This is a genomic window from Rhodococcus sp. IEGM 1330, assembly GCF_033142445.1.
Classification (GTDB): Bacteria; Actinomycetota; Actinomycetes; order Mycobacteriales; family Mycobacteriaceae; genus Rhodococcoides.
Window position 1 is genome coordinate 361806 of the sequence record NZ_JAWLSB010000003.1, and the last position, 25919, is coordinate 387724.

Annotated in this window: 27 protein-coding genes; 16 read left to right on the plus strand and 11 right to left on the minus strand. The window is 65.3% G+C overall.

Features of this window, described 5'->3' with window-relative positions; all coding sequences use genetic code 11:
- Nucleotides 1–47 precede the first annotated feature (47 nt).
- Entirely contained in the window at nucleotides 48–614 is a 567-nt protein-coding gene (locus R4P57_RS09865) for a DUF2716 domain-containing protein (protein WP_317802651.1), read from the minus strand.
- A gap of 61 nt (nucleotides 615–675) precedes the next feature.
- Here R4P57_RS09865 and R4P57_RS09870 point away from each other — a divergent pair, with 61 nt between their 5' ends.
- Nucleotides 676–990, plus strand: a complete 315-nt coding sequence (locus R4P57_RS09870) for a hypothetical protein (protein WP_317802652.1) — start codon at nucleotides 676–678, stop codon at nucleotides 988–990.
- 21 nt (nucleotides 991–1011) lie between these two features.
- On the opposite strand, the gene R4P57_RS09875 is transcribed toward R4P57_RS09870, so the two are convergent.
- The gene (locus R4P57_RS09875; RefSeq protein WP_317802653.1) at nucleotides 1012–2385 is read right to left on the minus strand and encodes an FAD-binding oxidoreductase; all 1374 of its coding nucleotides are present in this window, start codon (nucleotides 2383–2385) and stop codon (nucleotides 1012–1014) included.
- Between the two features lie 71 nt (nucleotides 2386–2456).
- Here R4P57_RS09875 and R4P57_RS09880 point away from each other — a divergent pair, with 71 nt between their 5' ends.
- Together R4P57_RS09880 and R4P57_RS09885 are read left to right on the plus strand one after the other, a co-directional pair.
- Nucleotides 2457–4205: a helix-turn-helix domain-containing protein gene (locus tag R4P57_RS09880; protein ID WP_411742346.1), complete on the plus strand. Its 1749-nt coding sequence runs from the start codon at nucleotides 2457–2459 to the stop codon at nucleotides 4203–4205.
- A 62-nt stretch (nucleotides 4206–4267) separates the two neighbouring features.
- Nucleotides 4268–4963 (plus strand): glyoxalase, encoded by a 696-nt coding sequence (locus R4P57_RS09885; protein WP_317802655.1) that lies wholly within the window; start codon nucleotides 4268–4270, stop codon nucleotides 4961–4963.
- Between the two features lie 7 nt (nucleotides 4964–4970).
- On the opposite strand, the gene R4P57_RS09890 is transcribed toward R4P57_RS09885, so the two are convergent.
- On the minus strand, nucleotides 4971–5930 hold the full coding sequence (locus tag R4P57_RS09890) for an SDR family NAD(P)-dependent oxidoreductase (protein WP_317802656.1): 960 nt from the start codon (nucleotides 5928–5930) through the stop codon (nucleotides 4971–4973).
- Nucleotides 5931–6001: 71 nt separating this feature from the next.
- Here R4P57_RS09890 and R4P57_RS09895 point away from each other — a divergent pair, with 71 nt between their 5' ends.
- The 4 genes from R4P57_RS09895 (at nucleotide 6002) to R4P57_RS09910 (ending at nucleotide 9807) form a co-directional block, all read left to right on the plus strand.
- Entirely contained in the window at nucleotides 6002–7915 is a 1914-nt protein-coding gene (locus R4P57_RS09895) for an alpha-amylase family protein (RefSeq protein WP_317802657.1), read from the plus strand.
- A gap of 74 nt (nucleotides 7916–7989) precedes the next feature.
- Nucleotides 7990–8946 carry an alpha/beta hydrolase family protein gene (locus R4P57_RS09900; RefSeq protein ID WP_317802658.1) on the plus strand — a complete coding sequence of 319 codons (957 nt, stop codon included), beginning with the start codon at nucleotides 7990–7992 and terminating at the stop codon, nucleotides 8944–8946.
- A 17-nt stretch (nucleotides 8947–8963) separates the two neighbouring features.
- A complete protein-coding gene (locus R4P57_RS09905; protein WP_317802659.1) occupies nucleotides 8964–9323 on the plus strand; it encodes a VOC family protein in 360 nt (119 codons plus the stop codon).
- A 10-nt stretch (nucleotides 9324–9333) separates the two neighbouring features.
- Complete coding sequence (locus R4P57_RS09910; RefSeq protein WP_317802660.1) at nucleotides 9334–9807, plus strand: SRPBCC family protein; 474 nt, start codon at nucleotides 9334–9336, stop codon at nucleotides 9805–9807.
- Here the strand turns inward: R4P57_RS09910 and R4P57_RS09915 are convergent.
- Both R4P57_RS09915 and R4P57_RS09920 read right to left on the minus strand, forming a co-directional pair.
- The gene (locus tag R4P57_RS09915; RefSeq protein WP_317802661.1) at nucleotides 9773–10654 is read right to left on the minus strand and encodes a PE-PPE domain-containing protein; all 882 of its coding nucleotides are present in this window, start codon (nucleotides 10652–10654) and stop codon (nucleotides 9773–9775) included. The two genes, R4P57_RS09910 and R4P57_RS09915, sit on opposite strands and share 35 nt — an antisense overlap.
- 75 nt (nucleotides 10655–10729) lie before the next feature.
- Nucleotides 10730–12097: a WS/DGAT domain-containing protein gene (locus R4P57_RS09920; RefSeq protein ID WP_317802662.1), complete on the minus strand. Its 1368-nt coding sequence runs from the start codon at nucleotides 12095–12097 to the stop codon at nucleotides 10730–10732.
- Nucleotides 12098–12290: 193 nt separating this feature from the next.
- Here R4P57_RS09920 and R4P57_RS09925 point away from each other — a divergent pair, with 193 nt between their 5' ends.
- Entirely contained in the window at nucleotides 12291–13643 is a 1353-nt protein-coding gene (locus tag R4P57_RS09925) for a sialidase family protein (protein ID WP_317802663.1), read from the plus strand.
- A gap of 57 nt (nucleotides 13644–13700) precedes the next feature.
- On the opposite strand, the gene R4P57_RS09930 is transcribed toward R4P57_RS09925, so the two are convergent.
- Both R4P57_RS09930 and R4P57_RS09935 read right to left on the minus strand, forming a co-directional pair.
- A complete protein-coding gene (locus R4P57_RS09930; protein ID WP_317802664.1) occupies nucleotides 13701–14522 on the minus strand; it encodes a hypothetical protein in 822 nt (273 codons plus the stop codon).
- A 155-nt stretch (nucleotides 14523–14677) separates the two neighbouring features.
- Nucleotides 14678–15256 (minus strand): TerD family protein, encoded by a 579-nt coding sequence (locus R4P57_RS09935; protein WP_317802665.1) that lies wholly within the window; start codon nucleotides 15254–15256, stop codon nucleotides 14678–14680.
- Nucleotides 15257–15482: 226 nt separating this feature from the next.
- Between R4P57_RS09935 and R4P57_RS09940 the strand changes: the two genes are divergently transcribed.
- The gene (locus R4P57_RS09940) at nucleotides 15483–16232 is read left to right on the plus strand and encodes a DUF1906 domain-containing protein (protein WP_317802666.1); all 750 of its coding nucleotides are present in this window, start codon (nucleotides 15483–15485) and stop codon (nucleotides 16230–16232) included.
- Between the two features lie 159 nt (nucleotides 16233–16391).
- Here R4P57_RS09940 and R4P57_RS09945 read toward each other — a convergent pair whose 3' ends face one another.
- Nucleotides 16392–17252 carry a hypothetical protein gene (locus R4P57_RS09945; protein WP_317802667.1) on the minus strand — a complete coding sequence of 287 codons (861 nt, stop codon included), beginning with the start codon at nucleotides 17250–17252 and terminating at the stop codon, nucleotides 16392–16394.
- A gap of 303 nt (nucleotides 17253–17555) precedes the next feature.
- Here R4P57_RS09945 and R4P57_RS09950 point away from each other — a divergent pair, with 303 nt between their 5' ends.
- Nucleotides 17556–18773 (plus strand): mannosyltransferase, encoded by a 1218-nt coding sequence (locus R4P57_RS09950; RefSeq protein WP_317802668.1) that lies wholly within the window; start codon nucleotides 17556–17558, stop codon nucleotides 18771–18773.
- On the opposite strand, the gene R4P57_RS09955 is transcribed toward R4P57_RS09950, so the two are convergent.
- Nucleotides 18718–18999: a 4a-hydroxytetrahydrobiopterin dehydratase gene (locus tag R4P57_RS09955; protein ID WP_317802669.1), complete on the minus strand. Its 282-nt coding sequence runs from the start codon at nucleotides 18997–18999 to the stop codon at nucleotides 18718–18720. The two genes, R4P57_RS09950 and R4P57_RS09955, sit on opposite strands and share 56 nt — an antisense overlap.
- Before the next feature lie 14 nt (nucleotides 19000–19013).
- Between R4P57_RS09955 and R4P57_RS09960 the strand changes: the two genes are divergently transcribed.
- Complete coding sequence (locus tag R4P57_RS09960; RefSeq protein WP_317802670.1) at nucleotides 19014–19427, plus strand: (deoxy)nucleoside triphosphate pyrophosphohydrolase; 414 nt, start codon at nucleotides 19014–19016, stop codon at nucleotides 19425–19427.
- Here the strand turns inward: R4P57_RS09960 and R4P57_RS09965 are convergent.
- Nucleotides 19405–19581, minus strand: a complete 177-nt coding sequence (locus tag R4P57_RS09965; protein WP_094633883.1) for a hypothetical protein — start codon at nucleotides 19579–19581, stop codon at nucleotides 19405–19407. The genes R4P57_RS09960 and R4P57_RS09965 overlap by 23 nt on opposite strands.
- Nucleotides 19582–19756: 175 nt before the next feature.
- Here R4P57_RS09965 and typA point away from each other — a divergent pair, with 175 nt between their 5' ends.
- The 5 genes from typA (at nucleotide 19757) to R4P57_RS09990 (ending at nucleotide 25296) form a co-directional block, all read left to right on the plus strand.
- A complete protein-coding gene (typA, locus tag R4P57_RS09970) occupies nucleotides 19757–21694 on the plus strand; it encodes a translational GTPase TypA (protein ID WP_317802671.1) in 1938 nt (645 codons plus the stop codon).
- A 106-nt stretch (nucleotides 21695–21800) separates the two neighbouring features.
- Entirely contained in the window at nucleotides 21801–23582 is a 1782-nt protein-coding gene (locus tag R4P57_RS09975) for an ABC transporter family substrate-binding protein (protein WP_317802803.1), read from the plus strand.
- Nucleotides 23583–23682: 100 nt separating this feature from the next.
- The gene (gene mshB / locus R4P57_RS09980; RefSeq protein WP_411742340.1) at nucleotides 23683–24591 is read left to right on the plus strand and encodes an N-acetyl-1-D-myo-inositol-2-amino-2-deoxy-alpha-D-glucopyranoside deacetylase; all 909 of its coding nucleotides are present in this window, start codon (nucleotides 23683–23685) and stop codon (nucleotides 24589–24591) included.
- 27 nt (nucleotides 24592–24618) lie between these two features.
- Complete coding sequence (locus R4P57_RS09985) at nucleotides 24619–24777, plus strand: hypothetical protein (RefSeq protein WP_008714214.1); 159 nt, start codon at nucleotides 24619–24621, stop codon at nucleotides 24775–24777.
- 66 nt (nucleotides 24778–24843) lie between these two features.
- Nucleotides 24844–25296, plus strand: coding sequence for a hypothetical protein (locus tag R4P57_RS09990; RefSeq protein ID WP_317802672.1), 453 nt, complete (start codon nucleotides 24844–24846; stop codon nucleotides 25294–25296).
- On the opposite strand, the gene R4P57_RS09995 is transcribed toward R4P57_RS09990, so the two are convergent.
- The gene (locus R4P57_RS09995; protein WP_317802673.1) at nucleotides 25223–25918 is read right to left on the minus strand and encodes a uracil-DNA glycosylase; all 696 of its coding nucleotides are present in this window, start codon (nucleotides 25916–25918) and stop codon (nucleotides 25223–25225) included. The two genes, R4P57_RS09990 and R4P57_RS09995, sit on opposite strands and share 74 nt — an antisense overlap.
- Nucleotide 25919 lies beyond the last annotated feature (1 nt).

Below are 25919 nucleotides of genomic sequence, written 5' to 3' on the forward strand. Positions count from 1 at the left end.
GGATTCTGTTGCGCTCGGTTGACCTGTTGTCGGCGGGTCGGGCTTGGTTACATTCGTCGAGCCGCGACCTGTTCACCGTCGACGCGGATCGTGGGAAGCCACGTTGCTAAGGTGCGACCGAGCGTGGCGACCATGCGCGGTCCGAAGACACACAAGGTGCGTTCCCACGGGTGGCCGAAGGTGCCTTCTATGAATTCGTCGCGGGCGAAGATGTAGTGGTCGCCGTTCGGATGGACGGGGACACGCCATTCGGCGTTCTCGGCCGCATCGGCGTGCGCTTCGGCGTCGAAGCTGTAGCAAGGGTGTTGCCAGTCCAGGACCACGAAGGTGGGGTCGTCCGAAAACTCGGTGACGAAGCAGCGCAACGCTTCCGCGTTGATCGCGTCGGCTCGCGCAGACCACGAAGCTGTTGTGCGGACGGTGTGGGCTGAGAGGTCGAATGTCATCGAGGGGGCAGGCTCGGCAATGGCCGGCCACGACTCGGGTTTGGTCCCGGGTCGAAACCCGAACTTACTTGTGAACACCGACCAGTGCTCCGCTTCGAGATTGCGGTCGAGTTCGGTCCACCCAATGGGTAGCGTAGATCCGAAGTCCCTGGTCAGCTTGGTCGTCATCGTTCTATCGTCCCAGGGCTGAGAGACTGCGCAGTACGGAACCGGGAAAGGAGACGGATACATGTCGCTTGCAGTATGTGCCCTCACGTTCGCTGTTCTGCTTCACGTCGTGGCCGCTCGAATCGCAGTCCGTGAGAACTATGGCCGGCGGTTGCCCACGGTGAACGGCTCGTATCCGGTCAGGCCTGCTCGACGCGCCCAGACCGCGGGATGGTTACTGAGTATTTTCGGTGCGCTACAGCTCGGCAACTATTTCTGGCTGACCGAGCCGTGGCTGGCGATCGGCCTCATGGTGGCCGTTCTCTTGTTGGTCAACGGCCTGCCGAGTCTGCTGGTCACTGCGCTGCACAACAGCAAACTGCACACGCAACCCTAGGACCGTACGGTCTCAGCGCTGTCAGGGTGCGAATACCTTGCCGGGGTTCAAGATTCCGTGTGGATCCAGTGCCTTTTTCACCGCGCGGTGCATGTCCAACACCACCGGATCGAGTTCCTGCACCAGACCGTCCATCTTGAGCAATCCGACTCCGTGCTCGCCGGTCACGGTGCCACCGAGTTCCAGTGCAGCATCGATGATCTCGGCGAAGGCGGACTGTGCGCGCTCGCGGGCCGGAAGGTCGTCGTGCGGAGTGATGAGCAACGGATGCAGGTTGCCGTCGCCCGCGTGTGCGATATTGGCGATCGTCGTCTCGTAGCGAAGGCCGATCTGCTCTATGCGCGAGAGCATCTCGGGCACATGCTTCTTCGGCACGCACACGTCCTCGGTCAACACCGGACCCAGACGTTCCATCGCCGGATACGCCAACCGTCGAGCCGCAAACAGGGCGTCGGCCTCCTCCTGATCGGTCGAGACCGCAGACCACGTAGCTCCTGCCTCGTCGAAGCACGAGAGCATCTTCTCGGCTTCCTGGTCTCCGATCAGTCCGGGATCGTCGATACGTCCGAGCAGCACCACATCAGCCTCGACCGACAGGCCCATGTTCTTCCACGCGTCGACGGCGATGAGGCACTGTTTGTCGATCAATTCCAGTGCGGACGGGGTCAATCCGGCGGCGGCAACTGCGGCGACGGCACGGCCGGCATCGACGATCGAATCGAAATAGCCGGCCACGGTCCGTTGCGGGTCCTGGAGCGGACGCAGCTTCAGCGTCACCTCGGTGATGATCCCGAGGGTGCCCTCCGATCCGACCATCAAGCCTGCAAGGTCGTAGCCGGCAACACCTTTCGCGGTCTTGCGCCCGAGCCTCACCAGTTCTCCGGTTCCGGTGACGACCTGCATGCCCATCACGTAGTCGCGAGTGACGCCGTACTTCACGCAGCACAATCCGCCGGCGTTGGTGGCGACGTTGCCGCCGATGGTCGACCACGGCGCGCTGGCCGGATCCGGGGGATACCACAGACCCTGCTCGGCGACGGCTGCACGCAGGTGATCGTTGACGACCCCTGGCTCGACGACGGCGTAGCGCTCGAGTGAGTCGATCTCCTTGATCGCGTCCATGCCGTCGAGCGCGAGCACGACGCATCCCTCGGTGGCATTTGCGCCACCGGACAGGCCGGTGCCCGCACCCCGGGTGACGACGGGTGTGCCGTCGGCCAGACAGGCGCGAACGACAGCCTGCACTTCCTCCGCACTGCGGGGCCGCACGACGGCGACCGGTGTCGAATACGGTGCCCATTCGGCCTCGTCGTGTCGATAGGAAGCGATGACGTCCGGGTCGACCACGATTCGATCCGCGGGCAGGACCTCGGACAATTGTTCGACGAGCGACATGCATACGACTTTAGCTGTGACACGCATCTCGTCCAATGTAGGTTTTCTCCATGTCGCCCGCGAAGTCATGGATGGAATTGCTTCTCGACGACGCGTCCGTCGACCAGCTGGAAGCCCATCGCCGGGACTTTCCCGGTGCCGAGGCGCATGCGGCGTTGCGGCTGCGCACGTTGCTCGATCAGCGCAAACAGCGCAGCACCGAGCTCTCGGCGCTCAACGACATCGCGGTGCGCCTGACGACTGTGCGCGACAATCGCATTCTGCTGCAGGAAGTGGTGGACCAGGCGCGCAGGCTTCTGGGCGTGGATCTGGCCTATATGGGCTCGGTGTACGGGGACGAGTTCGTCATCGAGGTCACCAGTGGTGCTCTGACGCCGAAGCTCGTGGGCATCAGGCTCACGCTCGACGAGGGGCTCGTCGGTTTGATCGTGCGCGGGGCGTCGCCGTCGTGGACCCCGGACTATCAGAGCGAGCCTGCATTTCGGCACATCACGGGAGCCGACAGTGCTGCGCGGTCGGAGAACATGCGCGGTCTACTGGGCGTACCGCTCCGAGTGGGCGACCGCGTCATCGGCGCATTGTTCGCGTGCAAGCGGCAGGAGCGGGACTTCGCAGACAGTGAGATCGCTCTGCTGTCGGCGCTGGCCGCACATGCGGCCATCGCCATCGAAAACGTGCGAGCGATCGACAAGCTCGAAACACTCAATGCCGAATTATCGCTCCGCACTGCGGAACTGGAACAGACCGTGCAATGGGACCGCACCTTGACCCAGGTCGTGCTCCGGGGAGGCGGGGTAAGGAGCCTGGTTCGGGAGGTGGCGTCGGCCACCGAACGGCCGGCGCACTTCCTGGCCGACGGCGCGTCGGTACCGGTTGCGCTGGAGGACAGAGCTGTCCGGGTCGAAGCCTTGGTCGAACACTGCAGGGCGGGCGCTGATGCTGCCGTCGACGATGAGATCACCGCGCGTCGGGTGGTGGCTGCCGGTCGCTTTCTGGGGGTGTTGATCTCCGTCGGACGGGACGAAGACCAGACCCGCCTACTGCTCGATCGGGCCGTGCCGGCCATCGCGCTGTCGCTGGCCGAGGAGCGCGCGGCGGCGGAGTCCGCACGCCGGGCGCAGGACGCATTCCTGCTCGACCTACTCCTCCATCCGACGTCGACGCCCGAGGACGAACGCAGGCAGTTCCACCGTGCCGGACTGACTCCGGACGTGACGTATTGTGTGGCGGTCGCGCAGGGGAACGCGTCGAGAGCGGAGTTGGAAGCCGTTGCCCTGCCGCCGGGATCGGTTGTAGCAGAGCAAGGTTCGAGAATCCTGCTGGTCGTTCCCGCTCGCGAGTCCGTCACCGTCCGCCGCATGATCACCACCCGTGCCACGGTGGGAATTTCCGAGCCCGCGCGAGGTGCCGACGCTCTGGCGACGGCGTTCCGAGAGGCGCAACAGACTGCCGACGTGCTGACGACGCTCGGCAGAGACGGCGAAGTGTCCTCGGCGCGCGGCCTGGGGATCTATCGAATCCTGCTGAGCCACATGGCTCGTGAGCATTTGGACGAACTGACCGAGGACAAGCTCGGGCCGCTGCTCGCCGAGCAGACCAAGCGCGGAGTCCCGCTCATGGAGACGCTGTCGACGTATCTGGCCCACGGCCGGCATCATTCGGCTACCGCGTCCAGCCTGCGGGTGCACGTCAACACGCTCTACCAACGGCTAGAGGCGATCGACCGGCTGATCGGTACGCAGTGGCGCGACCCGGACGACGCCCTCGATCTTCAGGTGCTCATGCGCCTGCGGCGATCGGCCGACCTGCTGGGTCTGTGACGACTCGGAAGTGAGCAGGAACGGAGAAGACGGATGAAGGCGGGTCCCTTACCCTTCGAGCCATGACCTTCTCCCTGGATTCGATACAGCTCGGATCGTCCGATCCACAGCGAGCGCGGGCCTTCTACGCATCTGCCCTACAGGCCTCCGATGTGGTCCGTGTCGGTGACTTCGACGAGAAACCGTCCGGATATCAGGGCTACACGGTGTCGTACATCGTCGAACAGCCCACTGAAGTGCGGTCCGTTCTCGCTGCAGCGGAACAGGCGGGCGCGACCGTCGTCAAGCCGGCCAAGAAGATGCTGTTCGGAGCGTTCTCCGGGGTGTTCCTCGCTCCTGACGGTTCGTTCTGGAAGGTCGCGGCACCCACGAAGAAGGACACCGGGCCCGCGCTCGACAGTCCGAAGCCGACGGAAATCGCTGTTCTGTTGGGAGTTTCGGAGCCCAAGGCATCCAAGAAGTTCTACGAGGCTCTGGGTATGACGACCGATCGAGACTACGGAAACAAGTACATCGACTTCGCGCCCGCACACAGTGCGTGCAGACTCGGACTGATGACCGTGGACGCACTGGCCAAGGATTCCGGTGCCGAGAAGGGTTCCGTGGGTGCGCGCAACGTCGTGCTCGAGTACCGAACCGCCTCGCGCGATGAGGCAGACACGATCCTGCGTACCGCGGAATCGGCGGGGGGACAGGCTGTGAGCGACTCGCGATTCACCGATCCCGACGGCTATGTCTGGTCGGTGGTCACCAGCTGAGCGAGCGTCAGAGCTCGACGCCCGTTGCTTCGACCACGCTCGCCCACAATGCATCTCGCACGCGAGGTGAATCGCCGCGCCACGAGGGGTAGTGCGTCGGACGCGGGGCCCGGTCGTGCCAGAACGTGCCGGTACTGGTCAATGCCTGGTCGGACGCGACGAGCCAGACGATGGTGTCTGCCCCGTCGTGTGCGCTGCGCAGAATCGGCTTCATCACCGAACCGAACAGCGGCATCGAGCCGGTGACGCCGGGAGTGGCCGCCCAACCGGGATGCATGCTGTGGACGACCGGATCGTCTTCGAGTGAGAACCGCTCCGCCAGTTGCTCGGTCACCACCACCTGCATGCGTTTGGTCCTGGCGTATGCCGTCATACCGGAGTACTTGCCGTTCTCGAACTCGAAGTCGGCCGACTGCAACGGCACCGGGTACATGCCGCCGCTGGAGACGAAGACGACCCGCGATCCGGCGTCGAACAGCTCGCGCAGTCCCACCGTCAATGCGACCGGCCCGAGAACGTGGGTGGCGAAAGCGGATTCGTGTCCCTGCGCGGACAGCTGCCGCCCGTCCGGCATGACCCCGGCGCAGTGGACGAGAGCGTGCACCGCGGTGAGCTCGGACGCCAGAGCCGCAATCAACTCGGCCACGGAGTCGAGGTTGCTGATATCGCATTCGCGCACCACCAGGGAGGCGTCGGGCACCTCGGCTCGGATGGCGGTGGCCGCGGTCTCCAACCGATCGGCAGACCTGCCGACCAGGTGAACCCGCGCCCCCAGTCTGGCCAGTTCTTTCGCGGTGGCTGCGCCCAACCCGGACGACGCGCCGGTCACCACCATGTCGATGGGGGAGGGGAACGGCGTCGGATCCGCGGCCCAGAAGCGTCGGCGCACCGTGGCACCGATGCGGGAGTATCCGGGAACGACTGCTCTGTCGAGGATCGTGTCCAGCGTGCGGGTCAGCAATGACATGCCGCTCTGATACCCCGCGGTAACCGGATGTATGCGCGTCCGCACGTTGGGGTCGATGCCAGAATGTGTCCATGGTTCACCCCGCTGTCTCCGAGGTCACCCGAGAGATCCTCGCCGAGCTTCCCGCCCACCGACGCGAGACGTTCGAGTTGCGTCTCGAGCAGTGGTTTCCCGATCTGCACGACGCGGTCACGGCCGTCTACCCCGATCCCGACGCCGTGGCAGCCACCCTGGTGGAGATCGCTGCGCGCGCCTATGCCGCCCGCCCCGAGGATCTGCACCGGCTCGATCAGCGTCGTTTGCTCGAACCGGACTGGTTTCAGCAGCCGGACATGTTCGGCTATGCCTGCTATGTCGACCGGTACGGACAGACGCTGCGTGGGGTAGGCGAACGGCTCGACCATCTGACCGATCTGGGTGTCACCTACCTGCACCTGATGCCGCTGCTGCAACCGCGGCCCGGCGACAACGACGGCGGATACGCGGTGATGGACTACCGAGCGGTGCGCGAGGACCTCGGCTCCAACGAGGACTTGCGGGCGCTCGCGGAAACGCTGCGCGGACGCGGCATCAGTCTCGTGGTCGATCTGGTGCTCAATCACGTTGCACGCGAGCACGAATGGGCCGAAAAGGCGCGCGCAGGTGATCCGAAGTATCGAGACTACTTCCTGATCTATCCCGATCGCACCACCCCGGACTCGTACGAGCGCACTCTCCCCGAGGTGTTTCCCGACTTCGCGCCCGGCAGCTTCACCTTCGACGACACACTCGGCGAGTGGGTGTGGACGACGTTCAACGAATGGCAGTGGGATCTGAACTGGGCCAATCCTGCTGTGCTGCAAGAGTTCGCAAGTATCGTGCTGCACCTGGCCAATCTCGGGGTCGAAGTGCTGCGCCTCGATGCGATCGCATTTCTGTGGAAGCGGCTGGGAACCAACTGCCAGAACCAACCCGAGGTGCATGCGGTCACCCAGGCCCTGCGCGCCACCGCGCGACTCGCTGCTCCGGCCACGCTGTTCAAGGCCGAGGCGATCGTCGGACCCCGCGATCTGCTGCCGTACCTGGGTCAGGGGCGGCACACCGGACGGGTCTCGGATATCGCTTACCACAACTCGCTGATGGTGCAGGTGTGGTCGATGTTGGCAACGGGCAGTACAGCATTGGCGCGGCACGCACTGGCGTCGTTGCCCCCGACGCCGCCGAGTGGCACCTGGGTGACCTACGTTCGCTGCCACGACGACATCGGCTGGGCCATCGACGACGGCGACGCGGCGTCCCTGGGACTCTCGGGCGCAGGGCATCGCCACTTCCTGGCCGACTGGTACTCGGGCGAATTCGACGGCTCCTGGGCCGAAGGCCTGGTGTTCCAGTACAACCCGGACACCGGTGACCGCCGGATCAGCGGAACCGCAGCCGCGCTGACCGGTCTGGGAACGTCCCGCCTGGATCCCGACGGCGCGTTCGGGCGAATCTTTCTGGCGCACGCCATCATTGCCGGATGGGGCGGAATTCCGGTCGTGTGGAGCGGCGACGAGCTCGGCTCCCCTGGAGATCCGAACTGGGCCGAGGAACCAGCTCATGCCGAGGACAACCGGTGGGTGCATCGACCCCGCGTCACCGACGCCGATCGCGCCGGCCGATTCCAGCAGGGGAGCGACGCGCAACGAGTGTTCGACGGGATCGCCCGGATCGCGAAGGTGCGCGCCGGACTACCGATGTTGCACGCCGAGGCTCCGGTGGACGTGCAGAGCGAGTCGGACGACGGTCTGCTCGTGGTGCGCAGGCGGCATCCCAGCGGCACTCTCGTCGCTCTGTACAACGTCACCGCCGAACATCGCTCGTTCCCGCACGCGCAGCTGATCGAACTCGGAATTCCGGCCCCGGTCGAGGTTCTCTCGCAGCACGATCTGCAGGTCGACGACACCGGCTCGGTGTGGTTGCCGCCGTATGCGGCGTGGTGGATCGTCGACAACCCGCTGCGCTAGAAGAGGCGCTGCCGTGACCGGGCTGTTACCCTCCCCGAGACGGTCGGCTGGATACGAACAAGGGGACAATCTTCATGCTGCATGGTCGGATACGAAGTCTGTTGCTCGCTGTAGTGGCGGTGTTGGTCGCCACGATGGCAACGGTGCTGATGGGGACCGGTGTGGCGAAGGCCGACTCCGAGCTCGTCTACGTCTACTCGCCGTCGATGGACAAGAACATTCCGGTCAAGGTGCTCAAAGCTGCCGGCGGCGGCCCCGCCCCCACCCTGTATCTGCTCGACGGCCTGCGTGCGCCCGAGAACGACAACGGCTGGCTCATCGAGACCGACGTCGAGAGCTTCTTCGCCGACAAGCACGTCAACGTGGCCATCCCGTTCGGCGGCGGCGGCACCTTCTACTCCGACTGGCAGCGTGACGACCCCAAGCTCGGACGCGTGAAGTGGGAAACCTTCCTCACCCAGGAGCTGCCTCCGTTCATGGCGGATCGCTTCGGCAGCGACAACGTCAACAACGCGGTGGCCGGACTGTCGATGAGCGGAACGTCGGCTCTGAACCTGGCCGCCCACCACCCCGACTTCTACAAGGCCGTTGCATCGTTCAGCGGCTACCCGACCGCGAGCAGCCCCGGATTTGCGCAGGGCATCTCGGTGGCCGTCGGCGAGATGGGCGGCAACGCTCGCAACATGTGGGGCACCTGGCCGTCCGCGGATTGGATCCGCAACGACCCGTCCCTCAACGTCGGCGCGTTGCGCAACACGGCAGTCTTCGTCTCCTCGGGGAGTGGCTCACCGGCTACGGACCCTGTGTTCAACCCGGCCAGCAGCCGCTTCGACCCCGTCAAGTTCGCGCAGATGGTGCCACTGGAGACGGCTGCCGGCATGAGCAGCCGCGCATTCGTTCCGTTGCTGCAGGCCGCAGGCGGGCGTCCCAACGTCAAGATCACCGGCACCGGTGTGCACTGGTGGAACCACTGGGAGCAGCACCTGCACGAGGCATGGTTCGAGACGATCGCCCCTGCTGTCGGCGGCTGACCGCTACTCTGTCCGCCATGACGCCACCGCGGATCACCGTCGACTACACCGTGCTCGACTGCCCGGAACCCGCCGCACTCGGCCGGTTCTACAGCACCATCCTCGGATGGGAGCCGGTCCGCGACGACGGGGACTGGGTGGTGGTTCACGGTCCGGGCGAACTGCGGCTCGCCTTTCAGAAGGCACCCGACTTCACCCCCATCGACTGGCCGAACGAGGGCATCAAGATTCACCTCGACCTGGTGGTCGACGACATGGAGCAGGCCAGAGACTTCGTCGTCGACGCCGGGGCCGAACTCATCGACCACGCGCAACCCTCGTTCTGGGTGTTCCGCGATCCGGCCGGGCATATCTTCTGTCTCTGTAAGAGAAGTTGACGACACCGCGATGGCCAGCGAACCCGTCCCCGTCCTCGTCGAACGCTCGGCCGTGGTTCGGGCCGACGCCGCAACCGTGCACGCCCTGATCGACGACTTTCACCAGTGGGTGAAATGGTCGCCCTACGAGGGAGTCGACCCCGATCTGACGCGCACCTACACCGGTCCCGACGCCGGAGTGGGGGCGTCGTACTCGTGGTCGGGTAACCGCAAGGCCGGCGCGGGGACGATGACCATCACCGAGTCGATTCCCGAACAACGAATCGTGCTCGACCTCGCGTTCACCAAGCCGTTCAAGAACAGGAACGTCACGGCGTTCCTGCTCGAGCCTGTCGCCGACGGAACCCGAGTGACCTGGCGAATGTCGGGAAAGCAGAACAAGCTGTTCGCTCTGATCGGAAAAGTGTTCTCGATGGACAAGCTCGTCGGGCCGGACTTCGAGAAGGGGCTCAGGCAGCTCGCCGCTGTGGCAGAGAAGGGCTGAGTCGGTTCTCCCGCCGATCCGCCTGCCCGCCCAACCACCGTGCGAGAACCTGACAGCCGGTCGAGTCGTCCTCGTACGGTTCGCTTGCGTACGCGATGTGTCGGCCACCGCCGGGATTGGCCCATTCGAGTCGACGCCAGCGCAGCGACTGCGGTAGATACCCGGCCACTTCGACGGCCGCGGTGCGGAGACGCCGAACATCCTTCGCCCACTGCGAGGGTCGAAGGCGCGTTCGAGTCGCGTTCTGGAAGCTGTTGCTGCGCAGTAGGTTCCACAGCTCGCGTAGCCATGTCTTCGGGGTGCGAAACGACATCCATCGGGTCAGGTCGGCAACGTCGCGGATGAGGCTGTCGTCGCTGGCATTGCAGATCATGTCGGACTTCAGCCCGATCCACTTGACCGGAATCGACTCGGGCAGAGCCGCACCCGCACCGGCGACGCCACGTCCGGTGCATCCGTCGACGGCACCGACCGGCTGCTGAGGATCCGATACCAGACCAGCGGCAACGATGCGGCTGCCGTCGATCGTTCCGTCGTGCACCAGACCGAGCACCTCGCGTACGACGGTCGCTCCCTGGGAGTACCCGATCAGGGCGATCGGTCCGCTGGTGCCCTCGACCGCGCGGCGCAGGCGTCTGACGCCGATGTCTGCGCTGTGTCGAAAGCACAGTCCGCCGAGCGCGACCGGACCGTACGACGCCGGATAGCCGACCCACCGGCCGACGAAGCGGTCGTCGAGCTCGCCGACGACGCAGGCCAGCAGGCCCGTCACCCGTGTCCTGTGGTCGGACGGATGTGATTCTCCGGTACCTCCGACGGCGAGTACGGTGACCTTTTCCTGGCTCATGGCTGTCAGTCTGGTGGGCGAACCTGAGCCCGACGCCCGACAAATGCTGAGAACTGTCTGGCAGTTCGGTCCCAGTCAGGCCAGAGCCGTGCGTACGTCGTCGAGGGCGCCGCGAAGGAGTGCCTCGTACAGATCCGGGTCGGGTACGGCCGCGCTGTTGGACGTGATGCCGATGGTGACCGTATCGCCGATGCCGTGGACTCCATGGGTCAGGCTCATGGCGGGGGACAGGGCCGGGAAACCTGCGGTGAATCGGACGGAGCCGCCGCCGAACGTGAGGTCGGCGGCGCCGCGTGAGACGCTGGACACGACGGTGTTCCCGGTGACCGTCGGAGGGACTGCGGTCGGATCGAACTGCGCGACTCCCCATTCGGCCAGAAATGCCGGCACGTGGGCTTCGACGTCGTCCTGTGCTGCGCGGGCGGCCTGCGACAGCGGATGATTCGCGCGGGTACGGCGCGCAGCCAGATCGGCCGATACGAGTCGACTGCGAGCGCGGATGTCCGGTTCGGCGGGAAACAGTCCGACGCCGACGTTCCCGAAATTGTTGCGGGCATCGGCTCGTGCGTCCCTGGCGACCGTGACCTCGGCGGCCAGATCCGCAGGATCTTCCAGAAGCCGTTGGAGCGCAACAGATAGTGCGGTCAGCACGAACGTGGTGACGGTGGTACCGCCGGACTGCAGGTCGGCTTTCGGAAGCACGATGGTCCGCACGGACGTCCGGCCGGTGGGTGCGACGTCGAGGGTGGTCAGAGCGCGCGAGTGTGCGGGCGGGGGGATTTCACCCGAGTCGGTGCCTCGTCCGAGACTCAGCGCGTCGCGTCGGGCACGGATGCCGCCGCGAACCATCCGCGCCAGTCGGAGCGGGACAGTCGCAGCGGCAACGATTGTGGATGCCGGCTCGAACACCCCGGGAGGATCCGCCCGGGCAGAGGCCGGTGGGAGTGGATGCGTGCCGAACAGGTCGCGGGCAGTGCGAGCGGCCAGTGTTCCGTCGGCTGCCGCGTGCGAAAGCTGTAGTACGGCAACGTGGGCTGTGCCGCCGGGAGCGTCGGCGATGTTCGGATACAGGTGCAGGTGCCATACGGACACTCGGGGGTCGACCTGACTGGCAAACGATGCAGCGATCGCATCGAGGCACTCCGACCAGATGCTCGTGTTCCTCTGGACGGAGATCGCGTCGGAGCGCGGACCCGCCTCGGTCCAGCGGGGATAGTCGAGTCCGCAGGCGGACTCGGTGATGCGTCGACGTAGAACCTCGATACGACCGCTGCGCTCGTGCAGGCGTGCCACCTCGGTGTCGAGGTCCTCGGATCCGCTGTCGAAGCAGTACAGCAGAAACTGGTCGCTCGGAATCTTCGACGCCATCCAGTACGCGCGCGCGTCGGACGGATGCAGGCGCGTCGATTTGGGGCGGATGTGGTCGGCTCGAGCGCGGGGCACACGATGAGCCTATGCGTCCCACTGCGAACGGGGAGCTTACGTACTGACCGGTCCTGTTCTGTGAACTGTCACCAGGACGGGCGAAGGACTTCTTCGATTGCTTGGAGGTCTACCGGCAGCATCGGCGCTAGCCTGGTCCAATGCATCGACCAGCACCGCGGCCGCGACGCTGCGGCACCTCATGGCGGGTGTCGTGACGCCCAGAGTTGCCTCGGGCTATCGGGCAGGGCTGCGTTCCTCGACCACCGCCGCCGCATCGGCCGACTTCGTCACCGACATCTCCTACACCGAGTACGGCTCCGCGGCCTGCACCCTCGGGGTCGCGGCGGACAATACCGTCTTCGTCGCGCCCGCGTTCACCGTCGACGGTATCGGTGTACTGCGCTCGCCCGACTTCGGAAAGTCATGGCGCGCATCGGTTCCCGAGGGCGTGCAACAGAGTCGGAATCGACCCTATCTGTACTTCGACGACGTCGACGAGCGACTGTTTCTGCACGCCGGCCGATTCGACGCGGTGCCGCCCCGCCCGCTGAGAACGGGCTTCACCCTCGGAGTCAGTGACGATCGGGGGGAAACCTGGCGCACGCGAACAGTGGCATCGAAAGCCAGGATGGACGCCAAAGTATTTGCCGGACCGAGCAATTCACGGGCGGGCAGGGTTACGTACCTCTCCGCGCCCACGCCGTTCGCGGTACGCGTGCGGCCACTGATCAACGTCACCCGTCAGGTCATCTGGCGGTCCTTCGACGGCGGTGTGAAGTGGGAGGTGGCCGGTGGGTTCGACATCGATTCGAAGAACATCCCCGGGTTACCGAGCCGGGAGTACGTTGCGTTCGGCAAGGGCGTCGTCGGTCCGGACGGCACGGTCTACATCGGTGGCCGTTACGGTCGACGGTTCGCTGTGGCGGTCAGTCGTGACGAAGGCCTGACGTGGGACGTTCGGATGGTCCCGGGGTCGGCGCTGGCGAAGTACCACAATGTCTTACATTTTCTGCTGCTCGGTTCGCGTTACCTGCTGCCGGAGTCGATGGCCGTCGACGACGACGGAAACGTGTACGCGGTGTGGCCGGACCGCGACGGGTTGCTGCATGCCGCCTGGTCCTCCGACGGTGCGGTGAGTTGGTCGAGGCCGGTGGTGGTGTCGGCACCAGGGGTGCGCGACGCCCGCTTCGGCGCGATCACCGCCACCGGGTCCGGGCGGGTGGGTATCGCCTACTACGGACGCGAGAAGGGTCGTGCGTTCCACGGGTTCATCGCGCAGTGCCGCGACTTCCGTACCGGCGTCCCGGTGTTCGTCGGTGGTAAGTACAACGAACCGGATGCACCGTTGTTTCCCTACGGGTTCTGCAGTGTCGTACCGGGTTTCGGGTTGGGGCGCTCACTCAACGAGATAGTTCGCGTGCATTTCGCCCCCAACGGTGACCTCGTGACCGGGGCCGCGATGCAGATGCGGGGAAGGAACAGGCAACGGCCCTGGGCGGCGCGCTCGGAACACACCGAGATGCAGGCGGTACTGGGACGGCTGGGCCGAATCGTCAGGGCGTAACAGCCGAAAGGCCCTGCAGCAGTGCGCGGCAGGGCCTTTCGTGGTCGTGCGTAACCTCTAGGCGACGTTGATCATGCCGACGGTGGGGAAGAAGAAGCAACTCTTGTCCGAACCGTCGAGGGCCTTGTGGTTCACTGTGCCGAACACCGCGGCGAGAACGGTTCCCGATCCGGTTTCGACGGGTACGGCGCGGGCACCGGCGGCAGGCAGCGAGTCGATCGCTCCGATGACGAACGGCCGAACGATGTCTTTCGCGGCGTCGGGCACGCCGGAATTGGTGAGGATCGAGTCGGCGAGAGTGGTAGCCAAGCCGCCGAAGTCGGCGAATCCGCCCTGCAGGGTGTTGACGTTGAACCAGGCGACCTGCATCCCGGTCTTGTCGGCAGAATCGTTCACGATTCCGGCCGGGACGAACGCGAACATCGTTTCGCCCTTGTCCACGGCATTGAGCTCGGGAATCTGTATGGACGGCAGGAACGGCAACGTGGGGATGGCCGGCGCGGTCAGCTGAGGCCACGGTCCGGCCGCTCCGCCTGCGACACCCGGAACGATGCCGAGGGGCGAGCCCGCTGTTGCGGCGCAGTTGATCGCTGCGGTGGGGTAGAAGAACGGCGTGATGCCGAAGTCGGTGAGGGCTTTGTTGGCGGCGTTCAGTGCAGCGAACGGGTCGACGCTCGCGTCCTCGGCGACCGGGGTACGTGAGTCGGCGATCGCGGTTGCGGCGTCGAGTGAGGCACCACCCTGTCCCTGCAGTGCGGCGATCGCCTGCGCCAGCGGATCGGCCGGTGCCGGATCCGCTGTAGCAGTGGCGGGAACAGCGAGCAATGCCGCGCAGGAGAGCGCGAGCGCGCCCGCCAAGCGGCTGAGGCGACGAGACATGTGTGACTCCTGTGACTGATGTGGCTTATGTTGCGTGTGCGCTGATACCACCACACATCATCTGGGCGTCACAAGTTCCGACCCATACCGTTGTCCAATCGAGACGCGCACGCAGCGCCGGATGGACGAATGTCGGCGGGTGAGCGTCGACGTTTCTAACCCACGTCGATGCCGAAGTCGCGCACGATTCCCTCCAGGCCCGAGGCGTAGCCCTGGCCGATGGCGCGGAATTTCCATTCGGCCCCGCGGCGGTACAGCTCGCCGAACACCATGGCCGTTTCGGTGGAGGCGTCTTCGCTGAGGTCGAATCGGGCGAGTTCGCGCCCGTCGAACTTGTCCACCACGCGGATGAAGGCGTTGACGACCTGACCGAAGTTCTGGCCCAGGGCGTCGGCGTTGTGAATGGACACGGGGAAGGCGATGGAGTCGACTTCCGGGTTCAGGGCCGCCAGGTCGACATCGATGCTCTCGTCGTCGCCTTCGCCTTCGCCCGTTCGGTTGTCGCCGGTGTGCTCGATGGCGCCGTCGGGGGAGCGCAGGTTGTTGTAGAAGACGAAGTAGCTGTCGCTCAGTGCCTTCTTCGTGGTGCGGAGTCCGATGGCGCTGGCGTCGAGATCGAAGTCACCGCCGGTGGTGGCACGGACATCCCAGCCGAGTCCTACGCTGACGGCCGTCAAGTTCGGCGCTTCTTTGGTCAGCGAGACATTTCCACCCTTGGCAAGCGTTACGCCCATGTCCATCCACTCCTCAGCGCGTTCGTCCGTGCATCGTGCTCTCCACCTTATTCATGTTCGTGATGTCGGTGCTCGAGGTGCTCGTGTGAAGCCGGAGGGCAACGTGGCGGGTGTGAGCAGTGGGGCTGGCGGTACCGATGGGATTGTGGTGGGATACGACAAACGATGCAAGCTAGCAGTGGTTGTGCGATTTCTCGGGTAGGCGCGCCGCGGCGATCGAACGACAATGGAGATTTCAGTGCAGGTTTCGCGACGTGAGTTGTTCAAGTACGCCGCCGCGGGTTCCGCGGCCGCCGTCGGATTGGTTGCATTGGGTACCGCGACCGCACACGCCGACGCCGGACTCGGCACACTCGTCGACTACTCGGGCGGGGTGCCATCGGCATCGGCGATCAAGAATGCCGGTCACCTCGGGGCCGTCCGATATGTCTCCGATCGGCGGCCGGATGCGAACTGGATGATCGGCAAGCCGATGCGTAGGTCCGAGGCCGACTCGCTCACCTCCGCCGGGCTGGAGGTGGTCTCGAACTACCAGTTCGGAAAGGGAACCACGTCTGATTGGCGCGGCGGGTACGCAGCAGGCGTGAAGCATGCCACGCGCGGCCTCGAACTCCACACGGCTGCCGGCGGTCCTGCGGACCGCCCGATCTACGCGTCGATCGACGACAACCCCACCGCAGTGGAGTTCGCAACCCTGATCGCGCCGTACATCCTGGGCTGGCAGTCGGTGATCGGAGCCGAGAACACGGGGATCTACGCCAATTCACCGACCATCGAATTGGCCTCGGTCGCCGGCCTCGGCCAGTGGTATTGGCAGCACAATTGGGGAACACCCAAGGGCTTCGTTCATCCCGACGCGCACATTCATCAGATCCGAATCGACAAGGATTTCGTGGGCGGAGTCAAAGTCGACATCAACAATATTCTCAAAGCCGATTACGGGCAGTGGTCGAAATCTGCCGCGGACATTGTCTGAAATACCATCGATGTAATTCATTCCGACCATCTCCGAATGTAGCGCGACATTCGATTCGAGCCGCTCGCGCCATTCTTTCCGAATTCGGCTCTACAAACAGTTCGCCCCCGGCTTCTGATGAAAGCCGGGGGCGAACTGAGTCGGTAGCGCAGATACGAGCTACGGAACGTAGACCGTACCGATGGTGGGCAGGAAGGTGCAGCTGCGCGGAGCTGCCGCCGGATCTTCCTTCGACTGCGTGGTGATCGAACCGGAGACGACCGAGAGGACGCGTCCGGGGCCGGTGTCGGCGATCGCAGACAGCGTCGCCGGACCGTCCGCGTTGATCATGGCCGCGCCGGTCAGATCCTGAGTTCCCGAGCGACGGTTGTCGATGTTGAGCCAGGTCACCGTCAGGGGAGCTGCCTGCTCCGCGGCAATCGGTGCGGTGCCGAGGGCGGTGAAGACGAAGCCGGCCTGGCCTGCGCCCGGTCCGGGAGGCGGCAGGGTTGCGGGGCCGGGTACGGCCAGGGCGGTTCCGACGGAATCGGCGGTGTCGGAGATGCACCCCACGCCGAGCGTCGGGTACAGGAACTGGGCGATGACGGGTCCGTCGGCCGGAAGTTCCGGTCCGCCGCCGCCGGAGCCGTCCAGGAACGTGATGACCCTCTCGAGCAGGGACTTGACCTGGTCCGGCAGCTGCGCCGTCTCGAGCAGCGCGCGGGCCTGACCCAGCAGGTCGGCGGCCGGAGCAGCTCCCACGTCGGCAGGTCCGGCTGCGGCACCGAGAATGGCCGGTGCGAACGAGGCGAGTGCTTCCACCTCGGCCAGGTTGGGCAATGGCTCACCGGGGGCGGGAAGGAACTGTGCGATCAGAGCAGCGGGATCGGCCGGTGCTGCGGGCAGATCTGCTGGTGCCATCGGCACCAATGGCTGTGCGGATGCGCTGGTCGGCACGACTAGTGCGGCGGCTGCGGCTACGGCCAAAGCTGTAACTACGCGACGCGTTCCGCGGGTACGAAGCACGGTGATATTCCCCATTCTGATCATGACGCGGGCCCACGGCGACAGCCGGTGCTCGAGGGGCCACTCTATGTAGCGCAATCCCCGATGTACAGCTGTTGTCGATCGAGCCCTCCCCCGTCGCATCTATGCCAGGGCAGTCTATTGGTCACACGCTGCGAATTGTCCGCAGACGCACACGATAACCTGTTACTGAAGTTATCAGTGTGAAAGGTGATACAAATGTTACTCGGCTGCATCCGCGGTTGGGGCGCGTGAGCGGAGCCCTATAAGCTCGACGATCGATACAACGCATCGATACCGAACGGAACCGCACGCACAGTGAACCGACTTGTTCGGCTGGCCCCCGTTCTGCTCGCGGTCTCGGTGATCAGCCGATTCGTCTGGGCCTTCGCGACGCCCAACGGAATGAATCTCGTAGACCTACACGTCTACGTCGACGGCTCCGCGGCACTGCTCGGCGGCAATCTGTACGACTACACGTATTCGGTGCAGACCCCGGACTTCCCGCTCCCGTTCACGTACCCGCCGTTCGCCGCGCTCGTGTTCTTCCCACTGCACTATCTGCCGTTCACGTTGGTCGGCGTCCTCTGGCAGGCAGCGACCATGATCGCGCTGTTCGCCGTGGTGAGGCTGACCCTGTCGATGGTGCTCGGCGACGAGCGCTCCGCCGAGCCGCGGTGGGTGCGTATCGCCATGCTGTGGACCGCGCTTGGGCTGTGGTCCGAACCCGTGCGGACGACACTGGACTACGGCCAGGTCAACGTGTTCCTGGTGCTGGTGGCGATTGTCGCGGTACGCAGCACCAGGTGGTGGGTGGCAGGCGGACTCGTCGGCTTCGCTGCCGGAATCAAGCTGACCCCGGCCATCACCGGTCTCTACTTCCTGGCGACTCGGCGGTGGAAGGCTGCGGCGTTCTCGGCAGTGGCCTTCGCCCTCACCGTCGCGGTGAGCTACGCGGCGCTCGGACATCAGGCGGCCACGTACTTCACCACGCTGCTCGGTGATGCCGACCGCATCGGCCCCGTCGGCTCGGTCTGGAATCAGTCTCTGCGTGGCGCGCTCAGCCGGATCGCGGGGGAGGACGTCGGGCAGGGGCCGCTGTGGATTGCCGCCGCCGTCGTCGCGACAGGACTTGCGATCGCGGCATGGCGTGCGATCGGACGTGAAGACCATCTGGGCACGCTGGTGGTCGTGCAACTTCTCGGCCTGCTGATCTCGCCGATCTCGTGGTCGCATCACTGGATCTGGGTGATCCCGATGGTGATCTGGCTGGTGCACGGGCCGCTGCGCGACGTCGCCGGGGCGAAGATCGTCGCGGGCTACTGGTTGGTGACGGTGACCGTGGGGGTGCCGTGGCTGCTCAGTTTCTTCCAGGAATCGATCTGGACCATCCCCCGTCCCGCACTCGAGGCGTGGGCCGGTGCCGTGGACGTCGTCGGAGCAGCGTTGTTCCTCGGCTGGGTGGTCTATTCCGGACGCATCAGTTCGCGATCAGATCGTCGATCCGACGCGCAAGGTCCACATCCTTCTGCGTGAGACCGCCTGCAGAGTGCGTGGAGAGGGTGAACGTGAGCGTCCGCCATCTGATGTCGATATCGGGGTGATGGTCCGCCTCTTCCGCGGCGTCGGCCACGCGGTTCACCGCCTCGATCGCTGCCGGAAACGACGCCAGCTCGACGGTGCGAGTCAGGGATTTCCCGACCACGGTCCATTCGGCGAGCCGGGCGTCCTCGATGTCGCGGTCGGTCAGCAGTTCGGTCATAGAAAGATGGTGGCATGTCCGGTACACCCACCGCTGTGGTTGTCGCAGCCGCGTTGATGCACGACGGCATGCTTCTGCTCGCGCAACGAACTCGTCCGCCCGAGTTGGCGGGCCTCTGGGAACTGCCCGGCGGCAAGGTCGAGCCGGGGGAGTCGGAGGACGCGGCCCTGGTGCGCGAGCTGCGTGAGGAACTGGGAGTCGAGTGCTCCATCGGAGCGGCACTCACCGGCGACGTCGACCTGCCCGGAGGTCTCGTGCTTCGCGCTTACCGGGTCTCGCTCGTCTCGGGAATGCCTGCAGCGCTGGAACATTCGGCTTTGCGGTGGGTGGATGCGGGGACGCTTCCGACCATGGATCTGGTTGACGCGGATCGGCTCTGGTTGCCAGAACTACAGCAGATTCTGCTCACTTCGCCCGGGCGGTCTTGAGGCCCTTCTTCAGGTCCTTCTTGGTTGCGCCTGCCGATTCGAGCTTCTTCATTCGCATGATGACAACGGGGCATGTGATGCACCGAACCTTCTTGCGGCAACATTTTTTCTTGGGCTTCATCCCCGAGACATCTACTGCCTTTATCTTGCCCATGAGCACCAAGACTAATGGGTGGCGCAGGTCACAGACCTGAGGGTGGCGCAGGGCACCGTCGGACTACGGGTAAACTCGATCAGTCGCGAGAACCTCGCGGTGCAGCGCGCTTCTCTAGCGACATAAGCCCGCTAGCGAACAAGAGCCCGCATTCGACTCCAGGAGAATTTTTCGCGTGAGCGCCCCAAGCAGTGCAGACAACATCGACAGCACCACCACTTTTCGCAACGTAGCCATCGTTGCACACGTCGACCATGGCAAGACCACCCTGGTCGACGCCATGCTCCGGCAGTCCGGCGCGTTCGAGGAACGTGCCGAAGCGATCGACCGCGTCATGGACTCGGGTGACCTCGAAAAAGAAAAAGGCATCACGATCCTGGCCAAGAACACGGCCGTTCACAAGCGCAATGCCGACGGCACGATCACCGTCATCAACGTGATCGACACCCCAGGCCACGCCGACTTCGGCGGAGAGGTCGAGCGTGGCCTGTCCATGGTCGACGGCGTCGTCCTTCTCGTCGACGCGTCCGAGGGCCCGCTTCCGCAGACCCGCTTCGTCCTGCGCAAGGCGCTCGCCGCCTCGCTCCCGGTGATCCTGGTCGTGAACAAGACCGACCGTCCCGACGCGCGTATCGAAGAGGTCGTCTCGGAGAGCCACGATCTGCTCCTCGACCTCGCGTCCGACCTCGACGACGAAGCGTCCGAGGCAGCCGAGCTCGCACTCGATCTTCCTGTTCTCTACGCCTCCGGCCGTGAGGGCAAGGCGTCGCGCGTTCAGCCCGAGAACGGCAACGCACCCGACGCCGAGAACCTCGACGAGCTCTTCGAGGTTCTGCTCAGCTACGTCCCCGCGCCCAAGGGCAACGTCGACGCACCGCTGCAGGCGCACGTCACCAACCTCGACGCGTCGGCCTTCCTCGGCCGCCTCGCCCTGGTGCGTATCCACAACGGCCAGCTCTCAAAGGGCCAAACCGTGAGCTGGATGCGCGAGGTCGACGGCGAGCCCGTCGTCCAGAAGGCCAAGATCACCGAGCTGCTCAACACCATCGGCGTCGAGCGCGTCCCCGGTGAGCGCGGCGTCGCCGGCGACATCGTCGCCGTCGCGGGCTTCCCCGACATCATGATCGGTGACACGCTCGCCGATCTCGAGAACCCGGTCGCTCTCCCGCGCATCACCGTCGACCAGCCCGCCATCTCGGTCACCATCGGCACCAACACGAGCCCGCTCGTCGGACGCGTCAGCGGCCACAAGCTCACCTCGCGCATGGTCAAGAGCCGTCTCGATCAGGAGCTCATCGGTAACGTCTCGCTCAAGGTCCTCGACATCGGTCGCCCCGACGCGTGGGAGGTTCAGGGTCGTGGTGAGCTCGCTCTCGCCATCCTCGTCGAGCAGATGCGTCGCGAAGGCTTCGAGCTCACCGTCGGCAAGCCACAGGTGGTCACCCAGCAGGTCGACGGCAAGCTGCACGAGCCCTTCGAAGAGCTCATGGTCGACACACCGGAGGAGTACCTCGGTGCGGTCACTCAGCTGCTCGCAGCTCGCAAGGGCAAGATGGTGCAGATGACGAACCACGGCGCAGGCTGGGTTCGCATGGAATTCATCGTTCCTTCGCGCGGCCTGATCGGCTTCCGCACCGAGTTCCTCACGGACACGCGTGGCACCGGTATCGCCAACGCCGTCTTCCACGGTTACGCACCGTGGGCCGGTGAGATCCGCGCGCGCCACACCGGTTCGCTCGTCTCGGACCGCCACGGCACCGTCACCCCGTTCGCGATGATCCAGCTGGCCGATCGCGGCACGTTCTTCGTCGAGCCGGGCGCAGACACCTACGAGGGCATGGTCGTGGGCATCAACCCGCGTCAGGAAGACCTCGACATCAACGTCACGCGCGAGAAGAAGCTGACCAACATGCGTCAGTCCTCCGCAGACGTCATGGAGACCCTGGCCAAGCCCAAGAAGCTCGACCTGGAAATGGCCATGGAGTTCTGTGCAGGCGACGAGTGCGTCGAGGTGACTCCCGAGGTCGTCCGCGTCCGCAAGGTGCACCTCGATTCCAACGAGCGCGCCCGCGAGCGTTCGCGTAGCAAGACTCGCGACAAGGCTGCTCTGTAAGACTCACTTCGTGCGACAGAAGCGACGTGTCACCCTCGTGGGGCGCGTCGCTTCTGTCGCGGAAGGTAGCCGACTACGAAGGAGATCCTCGTTGCGCAAGGTGCTGATGCCGACGGTTCTGGTTTCTGCCATCGCTCTGGTACTCACCGCGTGCACTGCGGATCCGCCGCCCCCGATCGAGAGTGTCGAGACTCCGGTCAGCACGACGATGGTTCCGGCCGAGACCGGTGATCCGGTCGTCGTCGCCATCGACGACGTCGGTATCGGCTTCAATCCACATCTTCTGGCGGATCAGTCGCCCGCGACGGCCGCGGTGAGTTCACTGGTTCTGCCCAGCCCGTTCCGCCCGGTCAGGAACCCCGCCACCGGGGTGACCACCTGGGAACCGGACCTGTCGTTGATGATCTCGGCCGAGGTGACGTCGCAAGCGCCGTTCACCATCCGCTATCAGCTGCGCAACGAGGCCCAGTGGTCCGACAGCGCTCCGATCGCCGCCGAGGATTTCCGCTACCTGTGGCAGCAGATGATCACTGAGCCCGGTGTCGTCGATCCTGCGGGGTATGCCCTGATCAGCGACGTGGCGTCCTCGGGCGGTGGCAAGACGGTCGACGTGACGCTCTCGTCGCCCTATCCGGCCTGGCAGCGACTGTTCGCCGATCTGGTCCCCTCACACCTGCTCAAGGACTCACCCGGCGGTTTTCAGGGGGGTCTGACGGACAATGTGCCGGTCTCCGGTTCCCGGTTCAACATCAAGACCGTCGACCGCGGTCGGGACGAGATTCTGCTCGAACGCAACGACCGATTCTGGGACCGACCCGCATCACCCGACCAGATCCTCATCCGCCGCGGGGGAACTTCAGCGCAGCTGGCCGATTCGCTGCGGTCCAGTGACGCGCAGATCGCCCAGGTTCGCGGAGGCTCGGCTCTGCTGGCTCAGCTCTCCGCAATTCCCGGAGTGCGAACCGACACCATCAGGCAGTCACGCGTGCTGTCGATGACGGTCAACGGGCGAGCTCCGAACATGTCCGATTCTGCTGTGCGGCAAGGGATATTCGGTCTGCTCGATCCGAACTTGCTGGCCACGGTCGGAGCAGGCGGCGGTGCGACGGATCGCCGGGCGGCAGCGCAGCTGTCCTCGCCGTCGGACCCCGGCTACTCCGCGACCGCGCCAGCCCCCATCGGCAGAACTGCCGCTCTCGATCTGCTCGACCGGGCCGGGTTCGTGCCGACACCCGATGCCGTGGTGACAGCAACACCGAACCCGAGCGCACCGACCACCGCCGCTCCGACGACAAGCCCCGACCCGACGGCCACGAGTGCTCCGGCTCCGAGTGTCACCCGCCTTGCGGACGCGACCGGCACCGCGTTGCGGTTCGTGATCGGTGCCGTCGAGAACGACGACATCGCGCTCGCAGTCGCCGGAACCGCCGCCGACGAACTCGTCGGCGCGGGCATCGATGCCACCGTCACCCCACTGCCCGCCGACGAGCTGTATTCGACGGCGTTGACCGACGGAACCGTCGACGCGGTGGTCGGATGGACCAGCGCGGGAGTCGACCCCGCCACGGCCCTCGCCTCACGGTTCGGCTGCGTCGACGAACCGGCCGACGGCAGTGGCGACGGCGTCGAGGTACCGCGCAACCTGTCCGGCCTGTGCGTTCCGGAACTGCAACCGACGATCGACAGGGCACTGGTGAGCGGTCTCGAACCCTCCGTGGCCACCGACGACGTCGAGCCCACACTGTGGTCGCTGGCGTCGACGCTGCCGATCATGCAGGACTCGTCCGTGGTGGCCGCTGTTCCCGGCATCACCGGCGTCTCGCTGACCGGCCCGGTGGAGGTCGGGATCTTCGCCGACGCGTCGCAATGGGTGCGGACGCCCCGATGACCGAGCCGTCGACACCGTCGACACCGACGACAACGACACAGCGAGCGGCGGAGAGATGACGAACAAGTCGACGAGCGAGCAGACGATGACGGAGCCTTCCATGACGGAGCCTTCCATGACGGAGCCGCAGCGGTTGCTCCTGGTGCACGCACACCCGGACGACGAAACCATCACCACCGGCGGCACCATCGCTCACTACGTTCGAGCCGGGGCAGACGTCACGGTGCTCACCTGCTCGCTGGGTGAGGAGGGGGAAGTGATCGGCGAGACGTGGGCCGATCTGGTCGTCGACCGTGCGGATCAGCTCGGCGGCTATCGAATTCTTGAATTGCATCGCGCTCTCGCGGCGCTGGGGTGCAACCCGCCGCGATTCCTCGGTGGAGCCGGTCGTTGGCGAGATTCGGGGATGGCGGGGACGTCGGCTGCCCGCAAGCCGCGCGCGTTCGTCAACGCCGATCGCGCCGAGGCCCTCGGAGCGCTCGTCGCGGTGGTGCGTGAGCTCCGGCCGCAGGTCGTCGTCGGGTACGACCCCGAGGGCGGATACGGTCACCCCGATCATCAGCAGGTCCACTCGCTGGTGACCGAGGCCGTCGAGGTCTGCGGGACGGATTCCTACCCCGGGGTCGGATGGCCCTGGGAGGTGTCGAAGTTCTACTGGACCGTCACCGGACACGATCAGTTGCAGACGGGCCTTACAGCCATCGAAGAGATTCCCTCGCACTGGCGAATGCCGGAGGCCGGCGAGCTCCCGAGCGTTCCCGAGAACACCATCACCACCAGCATCGACATCCGCGGCGTGCTCGATGCCAAGAGGGATGCGCTCCGAGCCCACGCGACTCAGGTGACCGTAGCGCCGTCGGGTAGCGAGTACGCACTGTCCAACGACATCGCCCAGCCGATCCTGCTCGACGAGCAATACGTGCTCGTCCGCGGTGAACTCGATCCAGATGAGACGGGTAGGGAGAACGATCTGTTCGCAGGCGTACTAAGCTGTGGTCTGAATCACTGATCTCAATACAGCAGGGGCGGAACACACATGTACAACTGGGTAGTGCAGGACGCCATCGTCGCGTTCGTCGATTCTCTCAAGCCGCAGTTCGGCGCGCAGGCAGATCTGTACCAGTACGTATTGGGTCAGATCGCCATGGGTGCGAGCAACTTGCTCACTTCGCTGGGATACCCGCCGGTTTCCTGAGTGCCGATGCCCGGTTTCTCGAATGCGATGCACTGAAACAACCCGGGTCAAGGCAGTATTGGGCGCATGATCTCGAAGGCCGCATCCAATACTGTCGCCCTGGTGTCCTGGGCGACCGTCGCAGTACTGGTGTTCGACGGCTTTCTTTCCGGAATTCTGTCGGTCTTCTTCCTTCCGACCTACCTCGGGTCGGTGCAGTTCCCCATCAGCGCAGTGCTCGGCGGGATCGCCAACGTCGCGCTGATTCTGGCCGCACGCAAAGTCGCAGACCATCCGATCTGGGTGGCGTCGCCCCTGATCGGATGGTTCTTCGCAGTGGTGCTGTGCATGCTCGGCGGCCCGGGCAACGATGTGCTACTGCTCGCCGATTGGCGCACGATGCTGCTCATCGTCGCCGGTGCTGGCCCCGCCGGAGTGCTGCTGTTCATGTTCCGGATGAAGGCGATCACAGCAAACGTGCATGCCGACCCGCATCCCGCAGCACGTCCTCGATCATCGTCGGAGTCAACAGTCCGGTGAAGGTATTTCGCTGGCTCACGTGATAGCTGGCGAACACGGTGATCGAGCCCAGGTCGAGCCTGAACCCATGGCCGAATTTCGGTGCAGGCCTTGGTATCTCCCATCCGTTGGCGGCCAGTATCGGCAGCAGGGACTGCCAGCCGAAGGCGCCGAGAACGAGCACCGATCGCAACGTCGGACGCAGCAATCTCAATTCGTCGTCCAACCACGGCTTGCACCTGTCTCGTTCGGCCGGAGTCGGCTTGTTCTGCGGCGGCGCGCAATGCACCGGGGCCGTGATGCGAACTCCGTTGAGCGTCAACCCGTCGCCGATATGGGTCGCGGTGGGTTGGCTCGCCAGCCCGACGGCATGCATGGCTCGGTACAGCACGTCACCGCTTCGATCGCCGGTGAACATGCGACCGGTGCGGTTGGCACCGTGTGCGGCCGGGGCGAGCCCGACGATCAACATCGATGCATCGGCCGGGCCGAAGCCGGGAACCGCTTTGCCCCAATATGTTTCGTCGGCGAAGGCAGCCCGCTTCTCGGCGGCGACCTGCTCGCGCCACCGCACCAGGCGAGGGCAGGCGCGGCACTCGGCCACCGCGAGGTCGAGTTGTTCGATGGTCTGCGGCCGCGTCATG